Genomic DNA, 18,356 nt, shown 5'->3' on the forward strand with positions numbered 1-18,356 from the left:
AAGGAAACACTAGAGCGAAGGTCTTCGTCGCCAGCAGCGCCGCCGCCCTCGTCAGTGATCGGGCTTATAGACCCTACCCATCGAACTAGTCAACAGCCCGATTTTGAAAAATCTCGAAAAAGAGATAAGCGATTGATTTTTATGAAACAATTATGACGCTCCTTCGAATTGGCCGAGATGGCTGGCTGGAACACCCGGATATCCCCCTTTTTTTGCTGGTCGAAGCCCTTGAAAGCCCCCGCAGCGCGCGGAAAGACCTGACAATGACGAGGATTGCACCTCCCCGGATCATGCATTCCGCCCGTATGCATTTCATGCAAACGGCACTTTGCAAGCGCAAAATACGGTGGCCAGATTTGACTCCCCTGTCATAAATATGCACATCTTCGCCCCCAGCCTGCGGCTCGCATATAGAAGGAAGCGGATCTCGATCGGCATGATAACGGACAAGATGATGCTCCGATCGCTCGGCAACGAGCCGCCGATCCTGGCCGATGGCAGGCGAGCTCCGGACCGGCGCGAGGTTTCCTTGCGATGGCTTTCCGGCACCTTCCTCACGGGTGTCACCTCGAGCATACTCATGGGTGTCGCCTTGTTCGCAGCGCTCGACGGACGCCAGCAATTGGCCATCCCGGCCGAGGCCTATGCGACAACGGACAATCATAATGCCACGGATAATCAGGTTACGCGCGGCGGTCGCCTGATCTCGAGAACGATCGCCTCGAAGCCTTCCGACCGTAACATCCTCGAGGTATCGACCGTGGTGCGCGACGGCGACAAGGAAGTGGTGCGCCGCCAGCCCTTCGCACATGTGAAGATCGCACTCGCGACCAATCGCGTCGCCAGTGAAAGCTATCCGCCCTTCGATCCCCTGGCGATCTTTTCCGCCGACGAGAACATACCCCCGCCCGCCAATCGCACCGGGGCGATCTATGGATCGGATGTGGAATCCGAGGTCAGCCTGAAAACCATAAGCTTTCCGACCAAAGACATTCCCTTCCAGCTCGCCGGCTCCATGTCGCGCGAGGAGGTCGAGGAAAACGTGCGTTCCAACGGCTCGGTCCTTGCCGACAGCAACACCCAGGTCTCGGCACTGTATTATGTGGATCCACGCCGCTTTGCCAATGATGACGACGACGTCGATCTGACGGCCGGGCTGGCGGCCCGCATCGTCGAGGAAAACATGTCCGTCTCCGCGTCGCAGGCGGTGACCGCGCAGACCGAAGAATTCGCCGACGACATCATCCCTGTCAGGCAGAACATGCCGATCGCCACGGCGCTGACTAATTCCGGCTACCCGAAGGCCGACGCCGACAGCATCAGCGCCAAAATCCTGCCGGTCTTCGGCTCGTCCGACGTATCTTCAGGCGATGTGCTTCGTATCGGCATCCTGCAGAAGGGCGAGCAGGCCAAGATCATTCGCGCCAGTATCTATCGTGGCACCAAGCATCTGCTGACCATTGCGCAGAACGACCGCGGCGACTTCATCGCCGGCAGCGCGCCGCCCATGCTTGACGCCATAGCCACCGCTTTCGATAACGACGCGCCGGTTCTGACGGCCGGACGAGATCTGCCGAGCGTCTATGACGGCATCTATCGCGCTGCACTTTCCTACGGCATGAGCAAGGAAATGATAGCGCAGGTCGTCAAGTTGCTCGCGAGCAATGTCGACTTCCAGGCCCAGCTTAAACCAACGGATTCGCTTGAAGCCTTCTTCTCGGTCGCGGATAGCAAGGGACAGGCGACGGCTGATTCCGAGCTGCTCTACGTCAACGCCAAGTTCGGCGATACCGTGACGCGCTTCTATCGCTTCGAGGATCCGACAGATCATTCGATCGACTATTTCGACGAGGCCGGCAAGAGCATCAGGCAGTTCCTGCTGCGCAACCCGGTTCCGACGGGCATCTTCAAATCCGGATTCGGCATGCGGCGCCACCCCATTCTCGGCTTTGCCCGCATGCATACCGGCGTCGATTGGTCCGCACCGCGCGGAACGCCGATCATCGCCGCCGGCAACGGTATCGTCGAAAAGGCCGGCTGGGATTCCGGTGGCTTCGGCAACCAGACGCTGATCCGCCACGCGAATGGTTACGTCTCCTCCTACAATCACCAGAGCGCCATCGCCAAAGGCGTCACACCCGGCGCGAAGGTAGTGCAGGGCCAGGTGATCGGCTTCATCGGTTCGACGGGTCTCGCGACCGGCCCTCACCTGCACTATGAGCTGATCGTCAACGGCACCAAGGTCGACCCCTTGCGCATTCGCCTTCCCGGCGGCAAGTCGCTCGACGGCGAAGCTCTCGCCAAGTTCCAGGAAGAGCGCAAGCGCATCGACACGCTGCTCAGCGACGACAAGACGAAACAGGTTGCCAGCAAGTAGTCGCGCCGTTCGTTTTGGCGCCGACCGGCTCTGATACGGTGATTTCGAAACAGACCCGGAAAAGAATGGCGACCCAAGGGCCGCCATTTGTGTTCATCAGGACATCGCCAGCATTATGCCGCTTCGTTCGCAGCCTGACGCGGGCGGAACAGCAAGCGATCCGAACCGCTCGTGACCTTGACCAGAGATCCATCCGGAATCTGCCCGGAAAGGATCTGCTCAGCGAGCGGATCCTGGACATATTTCTGGATCACCCGCTTCAGCGGTCTTGCGCCGTAAACGGGATCGTAACCCTTGTTGGCGAGCCAGTTGCGGGCGTCCTCGTCGAGGTCGAGCGTAATCTTGCGTTCCGACAGCAACTTCAGCAACCGTTCCAGCTGGATGTCGACGATCGCACCCATTTCATCGCGCTTCAGGCGATGGAACAGAATGATCTCATCGACACGGTTCAGGAATTCCGGCCGGAAATGCGACCGGACCACATCCATCACCTGCTCGCGCACCTGATCGCTATCATCGCCGTCCTTCAGCTGGGTCAGATATTCAGCACCCAGATTGGAGGTCATGATGATCATCGTGTTGCGGAAGTCGACCGTGCGGCCCTGCCCGTCCGTCAACCGTCCGTCATCCAGAACCTGGAGCAGAATGTTGAAGACATCGGGATGCGCCTTTTCGATCTCGTCGAACAGAACGACCTGATAGGGCCGGCGGCGAACGGCTTCGGTCAGCGCGCCGCCCTCTTCATAGCCGACATAGCCGGGAGGGGCACCGATCAGCCGGGCCACGGAGTGCTTCTCCATGTATTCCGACATGTCGATACGCACCATCGCGGTGTCGTCGTCGAAGAGGAAGCGGGCGAGCGCCTTGGTCAGCTCGGTCTTGCCGACACCGGTCGGGCCGAGGAAGATGAACGAGCCGATCGGCCGGTTCGGATCCTGCAGGCCGGCTCGCGAACGGCGAACGGCTCGGGAAACCGCCTGAACGGCGTCGCCCTGGCCGACGACCCACTTTGCCAGTTCGTCTTCCATCCTGAGCAGCTTGTCGCGCTCGCCTTCCAGCATCTTGTCCACTGGAATCCCGGTCCAGCGGGAAACGACCTGGGCGATGTTGTCTGCGGTAACGACCTCCTGCACCATGGAATCGCGGGCACTATCCTGCTCTTCCGCGGCGTGAAGCTCCTTCTCCAGATTCGGGATGACGCCATAAGCGAGCTCACCGGCACGCTGGAACTCACCCTTGCGCTGGGCAATGGCGAGTTCGTTGCGGGCATCGTCAAGCTGCTTCTTCAGATCGGCGGCAAGACCGAGCTTCTGCTTTTCGGCCTGCCAGCGCGCTGTCAACGCATCGGCTTCCTCTTCCAGAGAGGCAAGATCCGTTTCCAGCCGCTTCAGCCGGTCAGCCGAAGCCTGATCGGTTTCCTTCTTCAATGCCTCGCGTTCGATCTTCAGCTGGATGATGCGACGATCGAGTTCGTCGAGCTCCTCCGGCTTGGAATCCACCTGCATGCGCAGGCGCGCTGCGGCTTCGTCCATCAGGTCGATGGCCTTATCCGGCAGGAAACGGTCGGTGATGTAGCGGTTCGACAGGGTTGCAGCCGCCACCAGCGCGGCATCGGCGATGCGCACCTTGTGATGCTGCTCGTATTTCTCCTTCAGGCCGCGCAGGATCGAGATCGTGTCTTCAACCGTCGGCTCTTCAACCATGACGGGCTGGAAGCGGCGGGCAAGGGCTGGATCCTTCTCCACATGCTTGCGATATTCATCGAGCGTGGTCGCCCCGACGCAGTGCAACTCGCCGCGGGCAAGGGCAGGCTTCAGGAGGTTGGACGCATCCATGGCGCCATCGGCCTTACCGGCACCGACCAGCGTGTGCATCTCGTCGATGAACAGAATGATCTCGCCGTTTTCCGACTGGACCTCGTTGAGGACAGCCTTCAACCGCTCTTCGAACTCGCCGCGGAACTTTGCACCAGCAATCAAGGCACCCATGTCGAGCGCCATCAGCTTCTTGTCCTTCAGCGATTCCGGAACGTCACCGTTGACGATGCGCAGTGCCAGGCCTTCGACGATCGCCGTCTTGCCGACGCCGGGCTCGCCGATGAGCACCGGATTGTTCTTGGTGCGGCGAGACAGGACCTGAATGGTGCGGCGGATTTCATCGTCGCGGCCGATCACCGGGTCGAGCTTGCCTTCGCGGGCCTCGGCTGTGAGGTCGCGGGCATATTTCTTCAGGGAATCGAAGCCCTGCTCCGCATTGGCGGAGTCGGCAGTGCGACCCTTGCGGATCTCGTTGATGACCTGATTAAGGGCAATGGGCGTGACACCGGCCTTCTTCAGCGTAGCCGAAGTCGAGGCAGTCGGCTCGATCGCCAATGCCTGCAACAGGCGTTCGACGGTGACGAAACTGTCACCGGCCTTCTTTGCGGCATCTTCAGCCGCGGTAAAAACCTTGGCAAGCGGCTGTGCCAGATAGACCTGGCCATCGCCGCCGGAAACCTTTGGCAGTTTAGCAAGCGCTGCATCATTGGCGATGCGAGCGGCCTTGGCATCGCCACCGGCACGTTCGATCAGCGAAGACGCCATGCCCTGATCGTCGTCAAGGAGCACTTTCAAAACATGTTCGGGCGTGAATTGCTGATTACCCTGCGCAAGCGCATTAGTTTGGGCGGATTGCAGAAAACCGCGTACCCGCTCGGAGTATTTTTCAATATTCATATTAGACCTCCATGGATCGTCCTGCCCGGAACGGCGCAGATCGATGATTGAGATAGAGCCCCCTCAAGAGGCAGGCCCGGCCTTGTCGCCATTGGGATTTGCGGCAAGGCAGCTGAGCAGAATATGGGAGGGTCGCTTGAAAGTTTAAAGGGTGAGAAAAGCGAAAAAAGACAGCAATTTTACGAACAACGCAGCAGCGACAAGAGGTTGGAAACAACCCGCGTCAGCGGGATCAGCAGTCGACAACAAGCGCGGGAACAAAAAACGAGACCGGCAGCATTCGGCGCTGCCGGTCCCGTTTGGGTATCCAATCGTCTCTCAGGAATGGAGAGAGGATTATTCCGAGGTGGCGTCTGCCAAAGCTGGGGCTTCGTCCGAGGCGCCCTCACCCTGGCCTTCCGCATCACCGGCCGTGCGACGCGGCTGGCGGCGCGGACGGCTGCCGGCATTGCGGCGGCGCGGCTGACGCTCGGTCGCTGCGGCAGGCGTCTCTTCTTCGATCGCGACTTCGGCAGGGATGCCTTCTATCACCGGCTGCGGGCCGGTGCCATCGATGACATCAGGCTCGGGAGCCGGTACCGGTGCTGCTGCAGCCGGAGCGGGCTGATGACGCGGCGGACGCGGTGCCATCTGCGGCTGGTCGTCGACCTCGCCACCATCGATATCATCGATGTCGCGGTCGGCTGCGTCACGCTCATTGTAATTGTGGTGTTCGTCGCGCTGATAGCGCTCCTGCATCTGCGCCTGGGCGCTGGCAATGATGCGGTTATAGTGCTCGGCATGCTGAAGGTAGTTTTCAGCCATGACGCGGTCGCCGGAGCTTTGAGCATCGCGGGCCAAAGCCGCATACTTCTCGGCGATATGCTGAGCGGTTCCGCGGATCTTCACATCGGGACCGGAGCTGTCGTAGGTTCTGGTCAGCGGGTTGGAGCCCTTGCGGTTGAAATTATTGTTGTTATTTCCGCCGCCACCGCCGCCGTTGTTGTTACCACGCCCCCGACCGCGCTTATTCTGCTGTCCTGGCCTCATAGATCCTTCACCTGAATTCTCTTCGTTGGGATAAAATTCATACACGACACCTGCCGCCGCGGTTCGGACTTTCCCGAAACCAGGGCCTGCGTGCCGCAAGCAAACTGCGCTTTAAGCGCCGGTCTGCCGCTCGACTACGTCAGATTAACTGATCACGCATTGGGTTATCTTCAACCTTTGACACTCTTACCAAAGAGCGGATCCCCGAGGCTGTCCAAGATAGGCGAATCGTCTCGCCTATTCCCAGCCGCCCAACACGTGAGCGCAACCTATATCGCTTCCTCAGGAAATCCAAGCTTTTTCTTCGCGATAACAATAAGGATCTCACAAATCTGCAGCAAAATGTCGCGTTAGAACATGATGCCGAAAAGCGTTAGCGGTTTTCGAACGACATTATGCTCTGCTTCTTTGTTTCTAGAACGGATTCAGATTTTAGGTCGAACAGATCTAAAATCATCCGGCTCTAGTGACGAAACTCAAACACAAGCACCCGGTCGTTCTGGCCGTAGTCACGAACTGCTTCGAGAAGGAGAAATCCTGCTCCTTCAAAAACCGAAGTCACCGTTTCACGCTGATCGTAGCCGATCTCTACTCCTAACATTCCATTGGGGTGCAGAAACCGCGCCGCATCTTTTGCGATCGCCCGATATGCATCCAGCCCATCAAGGCCCCCGTCAAGGGCCGCGGGAGGATCGAAATCCTTTACTTCTGGAGCGAGAGTGGAAATGACACTGGACGCAATATAGGGCGGATTTGAGACAATCACATGAAATCGTTCGTGGATGGCTTCAAACCAGCTTCCATGCACAGTCGTAAACCGCGCCGCCAGTCCATTTCGCTCTGCGTTCCCGCGAGCAGTCTCCAGCGCTTCGCTGGAAATATCGGAACCGACACCCGTCGCTTGCGGGCATTCATGAAGAAGAGCCAAACAGATGGCTCCCGTTCCCGTTCCGATATCCAATATGTGGACATTGCCGACTTCAGATTCAAGCCGCCTGACATGCGGAAGTATCGTATCGACGAGAATTTCCGTATCGGGCCGGGGTTCAAGCGTTGCCGGGGACAGCCGCAAAGGCAACCCGTAGAATTCACGCTCACCGAGGATCCGATGGACCGGCTCGTGATTGAGCCGGCGGCCGATTGCCGTCCGAGCCTGCTCGACAACAGCGGGCTGCACCGCATCGGAACTGCACGTCACAAGCTCGGTGGACGAGAGATGCAGAAGACCGCCGACAAGGATGCGGGCTTCGGTGGCGGGATCGTCGAGATCGGCCTCGGCAAAGCGGGCCCGCACCTCCTGCAGGAGCCCCGCGACGGTCGACCCCTGCCCGCGGCTCATGCCTGTTCACCGAGCTGAGCGAGCTGGCTCGCCTGGAAATCCGCCAGAAGCGCATCGACCACTTCGTCGATTTCGCCTTCCATCATCCGGTCGAGCTTATAGAGCGTCAGGTTGATGCGGTGGTCGGTAACGCGGCCCTGCGGAAAGTTATAGGTGCGGATGCGCTCGGAGCGGTCGCCCGAGCCGACCTGGCTCTTGCGGTCGGCGGAACGTTCGCTGTCGGCGCGCTGACGCTCCATGTCGAACAGGCGCGAGCGCAAGACCTGCATTGCCTTAGCGCGGTTCTGGTGCTGCGACTTTTCCGAACTCGTCACCACGATCCCCGACGGAATGTGGGTGATGCGCACCGCCGAGTCGGTGGTGTTGACGTGCTGACCGCCGGCGCCGGAGGAGCGCATCGTGTCGATACGGATATCCTCGGGCCGGATATCGATATCGATTTCTTCGGCCTCGGGCAGCACGGCGACGGTTGCCGCTGAAGTATGAATGCGGCCGCCAGCTTCGGTTTCCGGTACGCGCTGAACGCGATGAACGCCGGACTCGAATTTCAGCCGGGAGAACACGCCCTTGCCGCTGATCGTCGCGATGATTTCCTTGTACCCGCCCGCTTCGCCCTCGCTGGAGGAAAGAACTTCCACCTTCCAGCCGTTGCTGCCGGCAAAGCGCTCATACATGCGAAAGAGATCGCCGGCGAAGAGGGCGGCCTCGGAACCGCCCGTACCGGCGCGAATTTCCAGAATGGCGCTTTTTTCGTCGGCCGCGTCCTTCGGCAGCAGCAAGATCTGCATTTCCTGTTCGAGCGACGCGATACGCTCTTTCACCTCAGGCAGCTCCATCTCGGCGAGATCGCGCATTTCGCGGTCCACCGATTTGTCGGCGAGCATGACGTCAAGATCGGCAGCTTCGGCAAGGGCGCGTTCGTAGTCACGGATCTTGGTAACGACCGGCTGCAGTTCGGAATATTCGGAAGCAAGCTTCACATAGACGTCCGCGGCAGGGCCGGCAGACATGCGCGCTTCGATTTCGCCGAATCGACGCTCGAGTTCACGCATTTTTTCAACGGGGAGCTTCGCCACCCTCTACTCCAATTCTTCTTATTATGTCTGTTGTGATGTTCCGCGCATGATCTCGTCCGCAAACCGCTGTGTGCCTTACGGGATCCCACGCTAAAGCGGAATATTGTGGCTCTCGGCAAAGCGGGCAAGAATATCGCGCATCGAGGTCGTCGGACGCTTGTCGTTCAGCGCTTCTTCCATGACCTCGGACAAAGCTTTGAGATCGAGCCCCATAAGCATCGCCTTCACCGGACCGATAGAGGCCGGCGACATCGAAACCGAACGGAAGCCGATGCCAAGCAGCGCCATGGCGGAAATCGTCTTGCCGGCAAGTTCACCGCAAAGCGTCACCGGCGTCTTGTTGCGCTCGCCGGCCCGCACGATATCGCGGAGAATGCGCAGGAACGGCCGCTCTAGCGGGTCGAAGCGATCCGAGACGCGGGCATTGCCGCGATCCACCGCCATCGAGAATTGGAATAGATCGTTGGAGCCGACCGAGACGAAATCGACCTCGGCCATCAGCTCGTCCAGCTGCCACAACAGCGCCGGGACTTCCAGCATCGCACCGAACTGCAGCTTGCGCGGCAGGCTATGCCCGAAGCGCGAGAGATGCTGCACCTCCTTCTGCAACAGCTCGCGCACGGCCCTGATCTCGGAGACCTCGGTGACCATCGGCACCATCATCTTCAACTCGTTGTCGGCCGAGGCCTTCAGCATGGCGCGCAGCTGCGTGCGCAGCAGGCCAGGGCGATCGAGTGAGAGACGGATGGCACGCCAGCCGAGCGCCGGGTTTTCTTCCTCGTGTGCGCGAAAATAGGGAACGACCTTATCGCCGCCAATATCGAGCGTCCGGAAGGTGACGACACGCCCACCCGCCTGCTTCATCACGTTACGATAGAAGATTTCCTGTTCTTCCGCCTTCGGCATGGTCGAGGCGATCATGAACTGTAGCTCGGTGCGAAACAGGCCGATCCCTTCTGCGCCGGATTCGGCAAGCTGCGGCAGATCGACCAGCAGGCCGGCATTCATCAGCAGCGAAATGCGCTGCCCATCCTTGGTGACAGGCTCGACCGATCGCAGGGCACGGAATTGCTCCTGCCGGCGGGCGCGGAAACGCACCTTTTCCTCGTAGGAACGCTGATGATCGGCCATCGGCCGAAGATGCACATGGCCGCCATCGCCATCGATGATGACCGAATCGCCGTTTTCGGCCAGCGCGACAATCCCGGTCGCCTGACCGATGACCGGAATGCCCATGGCGCGCGCAACGATGACGACATGGCTCGTAACCGCGCCTTCTTCGAGCACCAGACCGCGAATATTGGCTCTGGGATAGTCGAGCAGTTCGGCCGCACCCATGGCACGCGCGAAAATGATCGCGTCGTTCGGGAAGCCTTCGGCACTCGTGCGGCCGGAATAACCGATGAGCTGCCTCAGCAAACGGTTCGCCAGATCCTCGAAATCGTGCATGCGCTCGCGAAGATAGGGATCGGTCAGGCGCATCATGCGCGCCTTGGTATCGCTCTGCACCTTTTCGACGGCTGCTTCCGCCGTCAGGCCGTTGCGAACGGCTTCTTCCAGCTTACGCACCCAGCCCTGGTCATGCGCGAACATGCGATAGGTCTCAAGCACCTCGCGATGTTCGCCTTCCATGGACACGTCGCGACGCGAGAGCATGTCGTCGATCGAGATGCGCAGCGAGCCGAGGGCTTCCGCCAGACGGCCGATTTCCTTGTCCGCATCCTCATTCAGCAGGTTGGTGACGACGATGCGCGGCTCATGCAGCACGACATAGCCGAGGCCGATGCCTTCATTGTAACTGTCGCCGTCGATGGTGACGGAACGCGTCAGATCGAGCTCGAGGCCTGGCTTGGTGATCTTCTTCAGCTCGCCAGTGGCGATCATTTCGGCCAGCACCATGGCCGTCGTCTCAAGCGCCTCCAGCTCTTCCTCGCGATAATTCCGGCTCGCCTTGTTCTGCACGACGAGAACGCCGAGCGACCGGCCGGTGCGCAGAATCGGCACGCCGAGGAAGGAGTGATAAATTTCTTCGCCGGTTTCCGGCAGGTAGCGGAAGGCGGGATGCGATTGCGCGTCGGACAGGTTAAGCGGTTGGGCGGACGCGGCAATCGTACCGACGAGACCCTGACCCATCTTCAATTGCGAGAGGTGGACGGCTTCCTTGTTCAGGCCCTCGGTCGCATAGAGCTCGAGCACACCGTCGGAGCGCAGCACGTAGACCGAGCACACTTCGGCGACCATGTTGCCGGCAATCTGTCGAACGATCCGGTCAAGGCGCTCCTGCGGCTCCAGCGGCTCCGCCATAAGTTCGCGCAGCCGCTTGAGCAGAACGCGTGGACCGCCGGATAGGTCTCTCATTGCGTCTCTAGCTCCCGAATCAAGATATCATGCCACTCTTGCCCACGTCAGGGCCGGCCGAAACTCGCCTCCGTCACGGTCCGTTGTCAGCAGTCCTGACTCAACTCTTATCCAGACCGTAGCAGGAATGCAAAGTCCTGACTGCGAGTTCTGCATAAGGACCGTCAATCAGGATGGAAATCTTGATTTCTGACGTCGTAATAGCCTTGATGTTGATGCCTTTTTCGGCAAGTGCCCGGAAAGCGGTCGCGGCCACGCCTGCATGCGAGCGCATGCCCACGCCGATGACCGAAACTTTCACCAGACCTGATTCGCTCTGGACGACATCGTAGCCGATCTTTTCCTTGTTCTCGCCGAGAACGCGCAGCGCCTTTTCGGCATCGCCGGAAGGAACCGTGAAGGTCATGTCGGTCTTGGAGCCGTCCTCGGAAATGTTCTGGACGATCATGTCGACATTGATGTGGCTCTCGGCCAGCGGTCCGAAGATGGCGGCGGAAACGCCCGGCCGGTCGGCAAGACGGCGCAACGAGATCTGGGCCTCATCCTTGGCATAGGCAATGCCGGTGACTACTTCCTGTTCCACGATTTCATCCTCGTCACAAATCAGCGTTCCGGGCGGGTTAAGCAGATCGCCCATGCCCGGAGCATCGGGATCCTCGAAAGAAGAGCGCACGAAGGTGCGAACCTTAAAGACCATGGCCAGCTCGACCGAACGCACCTGCAGCACCTTGGCGCCGAGAGACGCCATTTCGAGCATTTCCTCGAAGGCGATCTTCTTCAGGCGGCGAGCCTTCGGCTCGATGCGCGGATCGGTCGTGTAGACACCGTCGACATCGGTGTAGATGTCGCAGCGGTCTGCCTTGACGGCAGCCGCGATCGCAACTGCCGATGTATCGGAGCCGCCGCGGCCAAGCGTCGAAATACGGTTGTCCGGACCAAGTCCCTGGAAGCCGGCGACGACAGCCACTTGGCCTTCTCCCATGCGACGGACCATCTCCGTGCCGTCGATTTCGAGAATGCGGGCCGCGCCGTGAGCATTATCCGTGTGGATCGGAATCTGCCAGCCCTGCCAGGAACGGGCATTGACGCCCATGGCCTGCAGCGCGATCGCCAGAAGACCAGACGTCACCTGCTCGCCCGACGCAACGACGGCGTCATATTCGCGCGCATCGTAGATCGAATGATTGGCGCCTGAGACCTTCGGAATGTTCTGAACCCAGCCGACCAGCTCGTTGGTCTTGCCGGACATGGCGGAAACGACAACGGCAACCTCGTGGCCGGCGTCGACTTCACGTTTCACATGGCGTGCGACGTTCTTGATACGGTCCAGATCCGCGACGGAGGTTCCGCCGAATTTCATCACGATGCGTGCCATGTGCCTCTACCAGTACCCAGCGCCGGGCGGCCGAAATGCGATAAGCCCGGCATGCAAAATCGCTTTCCTGGTTCGATAGCCGGAAAAGCTTGATCTCAATGGGGCCGTCTCTTAACGAGTTTGGCAGGCGGGCGCAATAGCTTGGCGCAGTAGGCGCCAATAAAGCTTCATTTAAAAGTCAACTTTTAAGCTCGACCAGAACTTATCGAAAATGCCGCCTTCCTTGGGGATATTTTCCTTGTTGACGATGGTGGCGACCAATACGCCGCCGCTGGGTTTGCCCATCGCGACCACTTCATAATCCATGACATCGCTTTCCGTGGTGGTTTCGGCCTTGACCCCTTTCAGCGCGCGGCTGTCGGCAAGATTGCGTTGGGTGGCTTCCTTTTTGATCTTGGCACCCGCGCTGACGCTTTCCTGCACCATCTGCTGCAGCACGAAATCCGTAAGGCCGGAGGGATTGAGCCCCTTATATTCCTGCACGATGATGCCGGTGCCGATCGGCGTCATCAGCGCATATTGCTGCACGCCGCTGCCAAGATCGGTCCTGGCCACAGAAAACTTGCCGTCGTGATCGAAGGAGAATTTGCCACCGGAAAAGGTCACGGTTTCGCTGCGCTGCAGCTCCACCGAGAGCTTGCGACCGTCCTTCGTGGTAACATCCAGCGTGTCGCCGGGATTGATCCCCACTTCGACACCATCGATCGTCAGACGAAAGCCTTTGCCGTCCCCCGCACTTGCATGACCGACCGCGAGACAAGCTATGGCCATCGCGGTCGCGACACGGAATGATTTCATGAGGAATTCCTCCATTGGCCGGAGAATCGGTCGCTCCCCGATTCTGAAGGCCCAGTTGACAGCCCGGGCGATTGATCGGCCATGCCACGCTTGCTTGTCAACCTTGGCCGGCCATGCGCAGACATGGAAGATGACTGCGCGACACCTCCGCAGAGCTTGCACCCTTGACATCGGCCTCCGATCGTCCGACTTCACGGATGACAGAAACTATGCCTCGCAATCATGCGAGCGGATTGTATGATGCCGACCAAGGAGCGAGCCATGAGCGAAACGGCGAAAAGCACGATCGACCAGAGCGAAGTGGACCGTTTCTCCGCCATGGCCGCCGAATGGTGGAGCCCGACAGGCAAGTTCAAACCGCTGCACAAGTTCAATCCGGTTCGCCTGGCCTATATCCGCGACCGCGCCTGCGAGAATTTCGACCGCGACCCGAAGAGCAGCCGGCCACTCGAGGGTCTGCGCGTGCTCGATATCGGCTGCGGCGGCGGATTGCTTTCCGAACCGATGGCGCGCATGGGCGCCGAGGTTATCGGCGCCGATCCCTCTGAGAAGAATATCGGCATTGCCTCAACACATGCGAAAGCTTCCGGCGTTCCGGTCGACTATCGCGCCGTGACGGCCGAACAATTGGCGGAAGCGGGCGAGACCTTCGATATCGTGCTGAATATGGAAGTGGTCGAGCACGTCGCCGACGTGGAGTTTTTCCTCACCACCTGCGCCAAGATGGTGCGCCCCGGCGGGCTGATGTTCGTCGCGACCATCAACCGCACGATGAAGGCAGCGGCTCTTGCCATCTTCGCCGCCGAAAACGTGCTTCGCTGGCTGCCGCGCGGCACGCACCAGTACGAAAAGCTCGTTCGCCCGGAAGAGATCGAAAAGCCGCTTACCGCCGATGGGCTTGAGATCGTCGCCCGCACCGGCGTGTTCTATTCGCCGCTGCAGGATCGATGGAACCTGTCGAAAGACATGGACGTCAACTACATGATGCTGGCGAAGCGGGCAAAATTCAGCTGAAGGCGCGCAGTCGAGCGAGACGTATCCCTAGACCTTCAAGGCCAGTACATGCGCCAGCAAATCGCCCTGGCCTTGCGCATTGAGCGCTGCGATATCCTTGACCCGGCCTCGGTCGACTTCGACGGAATTGCCATCAGGCCCAAAGGGCTGCTTGAACGTGAACGCCGCGGCGCCGGCCCCGTGATCGTGAAGATATTCGAGCCGCTCCGCACCGTCCCTCCATTGCGGAACGGCGCCTGCATCCACCCACCAGAGCACCAGCGGCGGCCAGCTTTGCCTGACGTTCCAATGCCGCGCGTGTTTGAGCGCATCGGCATGCACGCCGCTATAGGAAAATGCCATCAGCGCCTCGATATCGGCCCAAAGCGATAGCGACGATGGCGCGCTGGCAAAGCCGCTGCCTTGGATGAAACGCGGGAAGACCTGCTCGCCCCAGCAGACAGAGCCCTGCTCGCCGGCATATCCGGAACGGCCGATGAAGCCGTGTGCACGGGCCGCCGCCTCGAAATTCGCCGCCTCGCGCAGGCGAAATCCTTCGACGGCAGGGCTTTCATAGGCTGCGACATGCAGCCCGAAATTATACATGGCGAGGTGTTTGCCAGCTTGAGCCGACATCAGTTGATATCGTCAGGCAGCACCGGAAGGGCGGCGATCTCTATACCCTCTTCAACGAGGGCTTGCGCCTCGTCCGGCGTTGCCTTACCGATGATCCCGCGGGCATCCGCCTCGCCATAATGGATCTTACGTGCTTCTTCCGGGAACTTTGCTCCTACATCCTCGGAATTGGCCTTGATCGCCTCGACGGCTTCCTTGAGCTTGGTCATGGCTTCCTTGCGAGCTGCGTCCATGGCAAGCGTCTGCATCTCATCCTTCTTGCGCGCGGTAGAGACAGAAGGCGCCATCAGGAGCTTGGAAATTGCAGAGGAATTGCAAACTGGGCACGTCAGGAAGCCGCTGGCAACCTGGCGATCGAAATCGGCACTTTCGGAAAACCAGCCTTCGAACTCATGGGCGTTGTCACAACTAAGCGAGTAACGGATCAAGCAGCGACGCCTCCAGCCGCCGGCGTCGCGATCTTCTCCAGCGAAAATTCGCGCGCATTCTTCAAGTTGGGAATTTTGTCATGGGCTGCTTTCACCGCAGCCACATCGATCTCGGCAATGACGACAGCCTCACCCGTGCCGCCGGCAGACGCCAGCACCTTGCCCCAGGGATCGATGATCATGGAGTGGCCGAAGGTTTCGCGGCCGTCGTCATGCTTGCCGGCCTGCGCAGCAGCAATGACGAACATGCCGTTTTCGATGGCGCGGGCGCGCAGCAGGATTTCCCAATGTGCCTCGCCCGTCTGCCTGGTAAAGGCGGCAGGCACCGTCATCACCTCGGCGCCGGCAACAGCCTGGGCGCGGAAGAGCTGCGGAAAGCGCACATCGTAGCAGATGGAAAAGCCGAGCTGAGCAAAGGGCAGCGACGTGATGCGCGCCTCTGAGCCCGGCCGATAGACGGCGCTTTCGCGCCAGCTCTCTCCATTGTCGAGATCGACATCGAACATATGGATCTTGTCGTAACGGTTGATGAGCTTGCCGTCGGGACCGAAAAGAAAGCCGCGATTGGCGATCTTGCCGTCATCGAGCGCAATGGCCGTAGAGCCGACATGCAGATATATGCCGAGTTCCTTTGCCAGCTCGGACGCCGTCTTGACGATGATGTCGCCGGCCTCATCGCGCAAGACGGCGCGCAGGCCTGGCCGATCCTTCTGCACCGCACCGGTCATCTCCGGGGTCTGCACATAGACGGCACCCTGCGAAGCGGCGTCACGCACGAGACGCGCCATGTCGGCGGCGTTCTTCAGCGGATCAACACCCGAACACATCTGAATGGCGGCGGCTTTGAAACTCATCGTCATCTCCCTCGCTTAAGCGGCTCAGGCGGCCAGCATCGGATCGAGCTTGCCGGCCCGATCCAGCGCGTGGATATCGTCACAGCCGCCGACATGCTCGTCATTGATGAAGATCTGCGGAAAGGTCGAACGACCGTTCGCCTTCGCAATCATCTCCTGCCGCGCTTCAGGCGAATAGGTCGCATTATGCTCGACATAATCGACGCCCTTGGCTTCGAGCAGCGATTTCGCACGAGCGCAGTAGCCGCAAAACTCACGCGTATAAATAACGACGGATGCCATGATCCACTCCGGAATAACCTAGCTTTGGTGTCATATAAGATGGCCGACGACCCTTGCAAAGGTCAAAACGGTGACATCCGCCGCGCCAGCTTTCTTCAATGCGCGCGTCGCCGCAGCCACGGTCGCACCCGTGGTATAGACGTCATCTACCAGCACGATGCGCCGGCCGAAAATATCGGCCGCCCGATGTTCCGAGACGGCAAATGCCCCGCGCACATTGTCCTGCCGTGCCTTGGCGCCGAGACCGACCTGTCGGCTCGTGCGCTTGATGCGCAACAGCGTCGCGGCAAGAAGCGGCTTTCCCGAAAGATGGGCGACATGACGCGCCAGTTCGGCCGCCTGATTGTACTTGCGCGAAAACAGCCGCGCCCGATGCAAGGGCACGGGAATGATCGCGTCGCACGCGGCGACCGTGCCGTCGCTGGCGCGCAGCATCCACCCGGCCATCATCGGCGCCAGATCGGTGCGGTCGCGATATTTCAGGCTGAGCACCAAGTCGCGCACGATGCCGTCGTGAACCGCGGCAGAGCGCAGCCGATCGAAGACGGGTGGATCGGCGATCGCTTCGGCGCTGAGAATGCCGACGCCGAGATCATGGGAAAAAGGACTGCCGAGAATCTCGCAATAGGGCCGCTCGATGAAGCGGATCTTTGACCAACAGGCGGGGCAGAGGCCACGATGCGCACCAACGGAAACGCCGCAGCCGGGACAGGCAGGCGGATAGACCAGATCGGCGAGCGCGACCCATGGCCTTTTCAGCCCAGCCGTCAGCATAGATAACGTGATTTCGCGCCCCATCATCCCCATATGATTGACACTAGCTTTTTCCCGCAGGCTTTGCGAAGGAAAACGCGCGTGCCCGCCATGCCCCGCCGAAGTGAACTTATTGCAGGAAAACGCCATGGAAATCGTCTTCGACCAAACGCTGCTCGCCGCCCGTAAGCGCCGGGCACTGAGACAGGGCGATCCAAAGGCCGCATTTCTGCTTGATATCGCCGCTGGCGAACTGGCGGAGCGGTTGGCCGTAACCGAACGTCATTTCGACGAAGCGGTCGAACTTCACGGCGCGACCGGCGTTGCGGCGCGTCTGGCGCTTTCAACCGGCAAGATCGGCCATCTCAGCAGGATCGAGAATGAGCCGGGCTTTGCCGCACCTGGCGAAACCGTCATCGAAGCGCCTATCGAGGAGTTGCCGCTGGAGGCGGAGTCGGTCAACCTCGTTCTCTCGCCCCTCAACCTGCATGTCACCAACGACACACCGGGCGTCTTCATTCAGATTCGCCGGGCGCTAAAGGCCGACGGCCTCTTCCTGGCGGCGATCCCGGGCCTCGGGACCCTGCAGGAACTGCGCGAGGTTCTGCTTGCCGCCGAGATCGAGCTGACTGGCGGCGCCAGCCCCCGCGTAATCCCCTTTGCCGATGTCCGCGATGTCGGCGGGCTGCTGCAGCGAGCCGGCTTTACCCTGCCCGTCATCGACGCCGAGACCTATACGGTGCGCTACGACAATCTATTCGCCTTGATGCGCGATCTTCGCGCCATGGGGATGACCAACCCGCTCGCCGAGCGTAGCCGCGCACCGCTGACACGCGCCTTCTTCCTGCGGGCGGCTGAACTCTATGCCGAACGCTATTCAGACCCGGACGGCAGGATCAGGGCGACGTTTTCGATCATCTACGTATCAGGATGGACGCCGCACGAAAGCCAGCAGAAGCCGCTTCAGCCGGGCTCGGCAAAGGCTCGGCTTGCCGATGCGCTCAAGGTGGAAGAGCACAAGCTGAAGCAATAGAAAATACGGCGCGAAAGTCGGCAACTGTTTCGCAGCCGTGCGAAGTCGTGGGAATCGACGCGCACGAAACCTCCGGCAAGCACGTTGGGCGATCGGCTCCGGCTAATATGATCTCAGTTCTGGTTGGGCGACGAGTTTTGAACCGTGTTAGATAGCAGGTTGAACGTGTTCGCCAAGCTGCCGCCAAACGCGCCGACGCCACTGATGATCGCAGCCGACATCAGTGCGGCAATCAGCCCATACTCGATGACCGTGGCACCGGTCTTGTCACTGAAAAAACGTCGTACGACACGCATACGCTCAAAGCTCCC

The 18,356-nt window shown here is 60.1% G+C and carries 16 protein-coding genes; 3 read left to right on the top strand and 13 right to left on the bottom strand.

The genetic code is table 11. The annotated features are described in order from the left end of the window. Positions 1-436: 436 nt before the first annotated feature. Positions 437-2,377: a M23 family metallopeptidase gene (locus tag GGD46_RS27570; protein WP_184709876.1), complete on the top strand. Its 1,941-nt coding sequence runs from the start codon at positions 437-439 to the stop codon at positions 2,375-2,377. Between the two features lie 113 nt (positions 2,378-2,490). Here GGD46_RS27570 and clpB read toward each other — a convergent pair whose 3' ends face one another. The 7 genes from clpB to GGD46_RS27605 all read right to left on the bottom strand — a co-directional run bounded on the left by clpB (position 2,491) and on the right by GGD46_RS27605 (position 13,066). Next, the gene (gene clpB / locus GGD46_RS27575) at positions 2,491-5,091 is read right to left on the bottom strand and encodes an ATP-dependent chaperone ClpB (RefSeq protein WP_184709878.1); all 2,601 of its coding nucleotides are present in this window, start codon (positions 5,089-5,091) and stop codon (positions 2,491-2,493) included. Positions 5,092-5,427: 336 nt separating this feature from the next. Beyond that, a complete protein-coding gene (locus GGD46_RS27580; protein ID WP_184709880.1) occupies positions 5,428-6,120 on the bottom strand; it encodes a DUF4167 domain-containing protein in 693 nt (230 codons plus the stop codon). Positions 6,121-6,583: 463 nt separating this feature from the next. Beyond that, positions 6,584-7,459, bottom strand: a complete 876-nt coding sequence (gene prmC, locus GGD46_RS27585; protein WP_184709882.1) for a peptide chain release factor N(5)-glutamine methyltransferase — start codon at positions 7,457-7,459, stop codon at positions 6,584-6,586. Beyond that, positions 7,456-8,535, bottom strand: coding sequence for a peptide chain release factor 1 (gene prfA / locus GGD46_RS27590; RefSeq protein WP_184709884.1), 1,080 nt, complete (start codon positions 8,533-8,535; stop codon positions 7,456-7,458). Before prfA ends, prmC begins: the two co-directional genes overlap by 4 nt. 90 nt (positions 8,536-8,625) lie before the next feature. Further along, positions 8,626-10,893 carry a phosphoenolpyruvate--protein phosphotransferase gene (gene ptsP, locus GGD46_RS27595; protein ID WP_184709886.1) on the bottom strand — a complete coding sequence of 756 codons (2,268 nt, stop codon included), beginning with the start codon at positions 10,891-10,893 and terminating at the stop codon, positions 8,626-8,628. A gap of 100 nt (positions 10,894-10,993) precedes the next feature. Next, on the bottom strand, positions 10,994-12,268 hold the full coding sequence (locus GGD46_RS27600; RefSeq protein ID WP_184709888.1) for an aspartate kinase: 1,275 nt from the start codon (positions 12,266-12,268) through the stop codon (positions 10,994-10,996). Positions 12,269-12,439: 171 nt separating this feature from the next. After that, positions 12,440-13,066, bottom strand: a complete 627-nt coding sequence (locus GGD46_RS27605; RefSeq protein WP_184709890.1) for a hypothetical protein — start codon at positions 13,064-13,066, stop codon at positions 12,440-12,442. 261 nt (positions 13,067-13,327) lie between these two features. On the opposite strand from GGD46_RS27605, the gene ubiG reads away from it, so the two are divergent. Then, a complete protein-coding gene (gene ubiG, locus GGD46_RS27610) occupies positions 13,328-14,080 on the top strand; it encodes a bifunctional 2-polyprenyl-6-hydroxyphenol methylase/3-demethylubiquinol 3-O-methyltransferase UbiG (RefSeq protein WP_184709892.1) in 753 nt (250 codons plus the stop codon). 27 nt (positions 14,081-14,107) lie between these two features. Here the strand turns inward: ubiG and GGD46_RS27615 are convergent, their stop codons facing one another. The 5 genes from GGD46_RS27615 to GGD46_RS27635 are packed head-to-tail and all read right to left on the bottom strand — an operon-like array spanning position 14,108 to position 17,066. Beyond that, on the bottom strand, positions 14,108-14,695 hold the full coding sequence (locus GGD46_RS27615; RefSeq protein WP_184709894.1) for a DUF3291 domain-containing protein: 588 nt from the start codon (positions 14,693-14,695) through the stop codon (positions 14,108-14,110). After that, a complete protein-coding gene (locus tag GGD46_RS27620) occupies positions 14,695-15,123 on the bottom strand; it encodes a DUF1178 family protein (protein ID WP_184709895.1) in 429 nt (142 codons plus the stop codon). The genes GGD46_RS27615 and GGD46_RS27620 overlap by 1 nt, the downstream gene beginning before the upstream one ends. Further along, positions 15,120-15,977, bottom strand: coding sequence for a carbon-nitrogen hydrolase family protein (locus GGD46_RS27625; protein WP_184709897.1), 858 nt, complete (start codon positions 15,975-15,977; stop codon positions 15,120-15,122). The genes GGD46_RS27620 and GGD46_RS27625 overlap by 4 nt, the downstream gene beginning before the upstream one ends. A gap of 24 nt (positions 15,978-16,001) precedes the next feature. Next, positions 16,002-16,259 (bottom strand): glutaredoxin 3, encoded by a 258-nt coding sequence (gene grxC, locus GGD46_RS27630; protein WP_184709899.1) that lies wholly within the window; start codon positions 16,257-16,259, stop codon positions 16,002-16,004. Between the two features lie 30 nt (positions 16,260-16,289). Next, entirely contained in the window at positions 16,290-17,066 is a 777-nt protein-coding gene (locus tag GGD46_RS27635) for a ComF family protein (protein WP_184710032.1), read from the bottom strand. A 94-nt stretch (positions 17,067-17,160) separates the two neighbouring features. Between GGD46_RS27635 and GGD46_RS27640 the strand changes: the two genes are divergently transcribed. After that, positions 17,161-18,045 (top strand): methyltransferase domain-containing protein, encoded by an 885-nt coding sequence (locus tag GGD46_RS27640; RefSeq protein ID WP_184709901.1) that lies wholly within the window; start codon positions 17,161-17,163, stop codon positions 18,043-18,045. Positions 18,046-18,158: 113 nt separating this feature from the next. On the opposite strand, the gene GGD46_RS27645 is transcribed toward GGD46_RS27640, so the two are convergent. Beyond that, positions 18,159-18,341 carry a Flp family type IVb pilin gene (locus tag GGD46_RS27645; RefSeq protein ID WP_184709903.1) on the bottom strand — a complete coding sequence of 61 codons (183 nt, stop codon included), beginning with the start codon at positions 18,339-18,341 and terminating at the stop codon, positions 18,159-18,161. Positions 18,342-18,356 lie beyond the last annotated feature (15 nt).

Origin of the sequence: Martinezella lusitana (genome assembly GCF_014207095.1) — a bacterium.
Taxonomy (GTDB): domain Bacteria; phylum Pseudomonadota; class Alphaproteobacteria; order Rhizobiales; family Rhizobiaceae; genus Rhizobium; species Rhizobium lusitanum_B.

Bases quoted from the DNA above. Each gene is read 5' to 3' on its own strand.
- GGD46_RS27570 (WP_184709876.1), top strand. From the start codon at position 437: ATGATAACGGACAAGATGATGCTCCGATCGCTCGGCAACGAGCCGCCG.
- clpB (WP_184709878.1), bottom strand. From the start codon at position 5,091: ATGAATATTGAAAAATACTCCGAGCGGGTACGCGGTTTTCTGCAATCC.
- GGD46_RS27580 (WP_184709880.1), bottom strand. From the start codon at position 6,120: ATGAGGCCAGGACAGCAGAATAAGCGCGGTCGGGGGCGTGGTAACAAC.
- prmC (WP_184709882.1), bottom strand. From the start codon at position 7,459: ATGAGCCGCGGGCAGGGGTCGACCGTCGCGGGGCTCCTGCAGGAGGTG.
- ptsP (WP_184709886.1), bottom strand. From the start codon at position 10,893: ATGAGAGACCTATCCGGCGGTCCACGCGTTCTGCTCAAGCGGCTGCGC.
- GGD46_RS27600 (WP_184709888.1), bottom strand. From the start codon at position 12,268: ATGGCACGCATCGTGATGAAATTCGGCGGAACCTCCGTCGCGGATCTG.
- GGD46_RS27605 (WP_184709890.1), bottom strand. From the start codon at position 13,066: ATGAAATCATTCCGTGTCGCGACCGCGATGGCCATAGCTTGTCTCGCG.
- ubiG (WP_184709892.1), top strand. From the start codon at position 13,328: ATGAGCGAAACGGCGAAAAGCACGATCGACCAGAGCGAAGTGGACCGT.
- GGD46_RS27615 (WP_184709894.1), bottom strand. From the start codon at position 14,695: ATGTCGGCTCAAGCTGGCAAACACCTCGCCATGTATAATTTCGGGCTG.
- GGD46_RS27625 (WP_184709897.1), bottom strand. From the start codon at position 15,977: ATGAGTTTCAAAGCCGCCGCCATTCAGATGTGTTCGGGTGTTGATCCG.
- grxC (WP_184709899.1), bottom strand. From the start codon at position 16,259: ATGGCATCCGTCGTTATTTATACGCGTGAGTTTTGCGGCTACTGCGCT.
- GGD46_RS27635 (WP_184710032.1), bottom strand. From the start codon at position 17,066: ATGGGGATGATGGGGCGCGAAATCACGTTATCTATGCTGACGGCTGGG.
- GGD46_RS27640 (WP_184709901.1), top strand. From the start codon at position 17,161: ATGGAAATCGTCTTCGACCAAACGCTGCTCGCCGCCCGTAAGCGCCGG.
- GGD46_RS27645 (WP_184709903.1), bottom strand. From the start codon at position 18,341: ATGCGTGTCGTACGACGTTTTTTCAGTGACAAGACCGGTGCCACGGTC.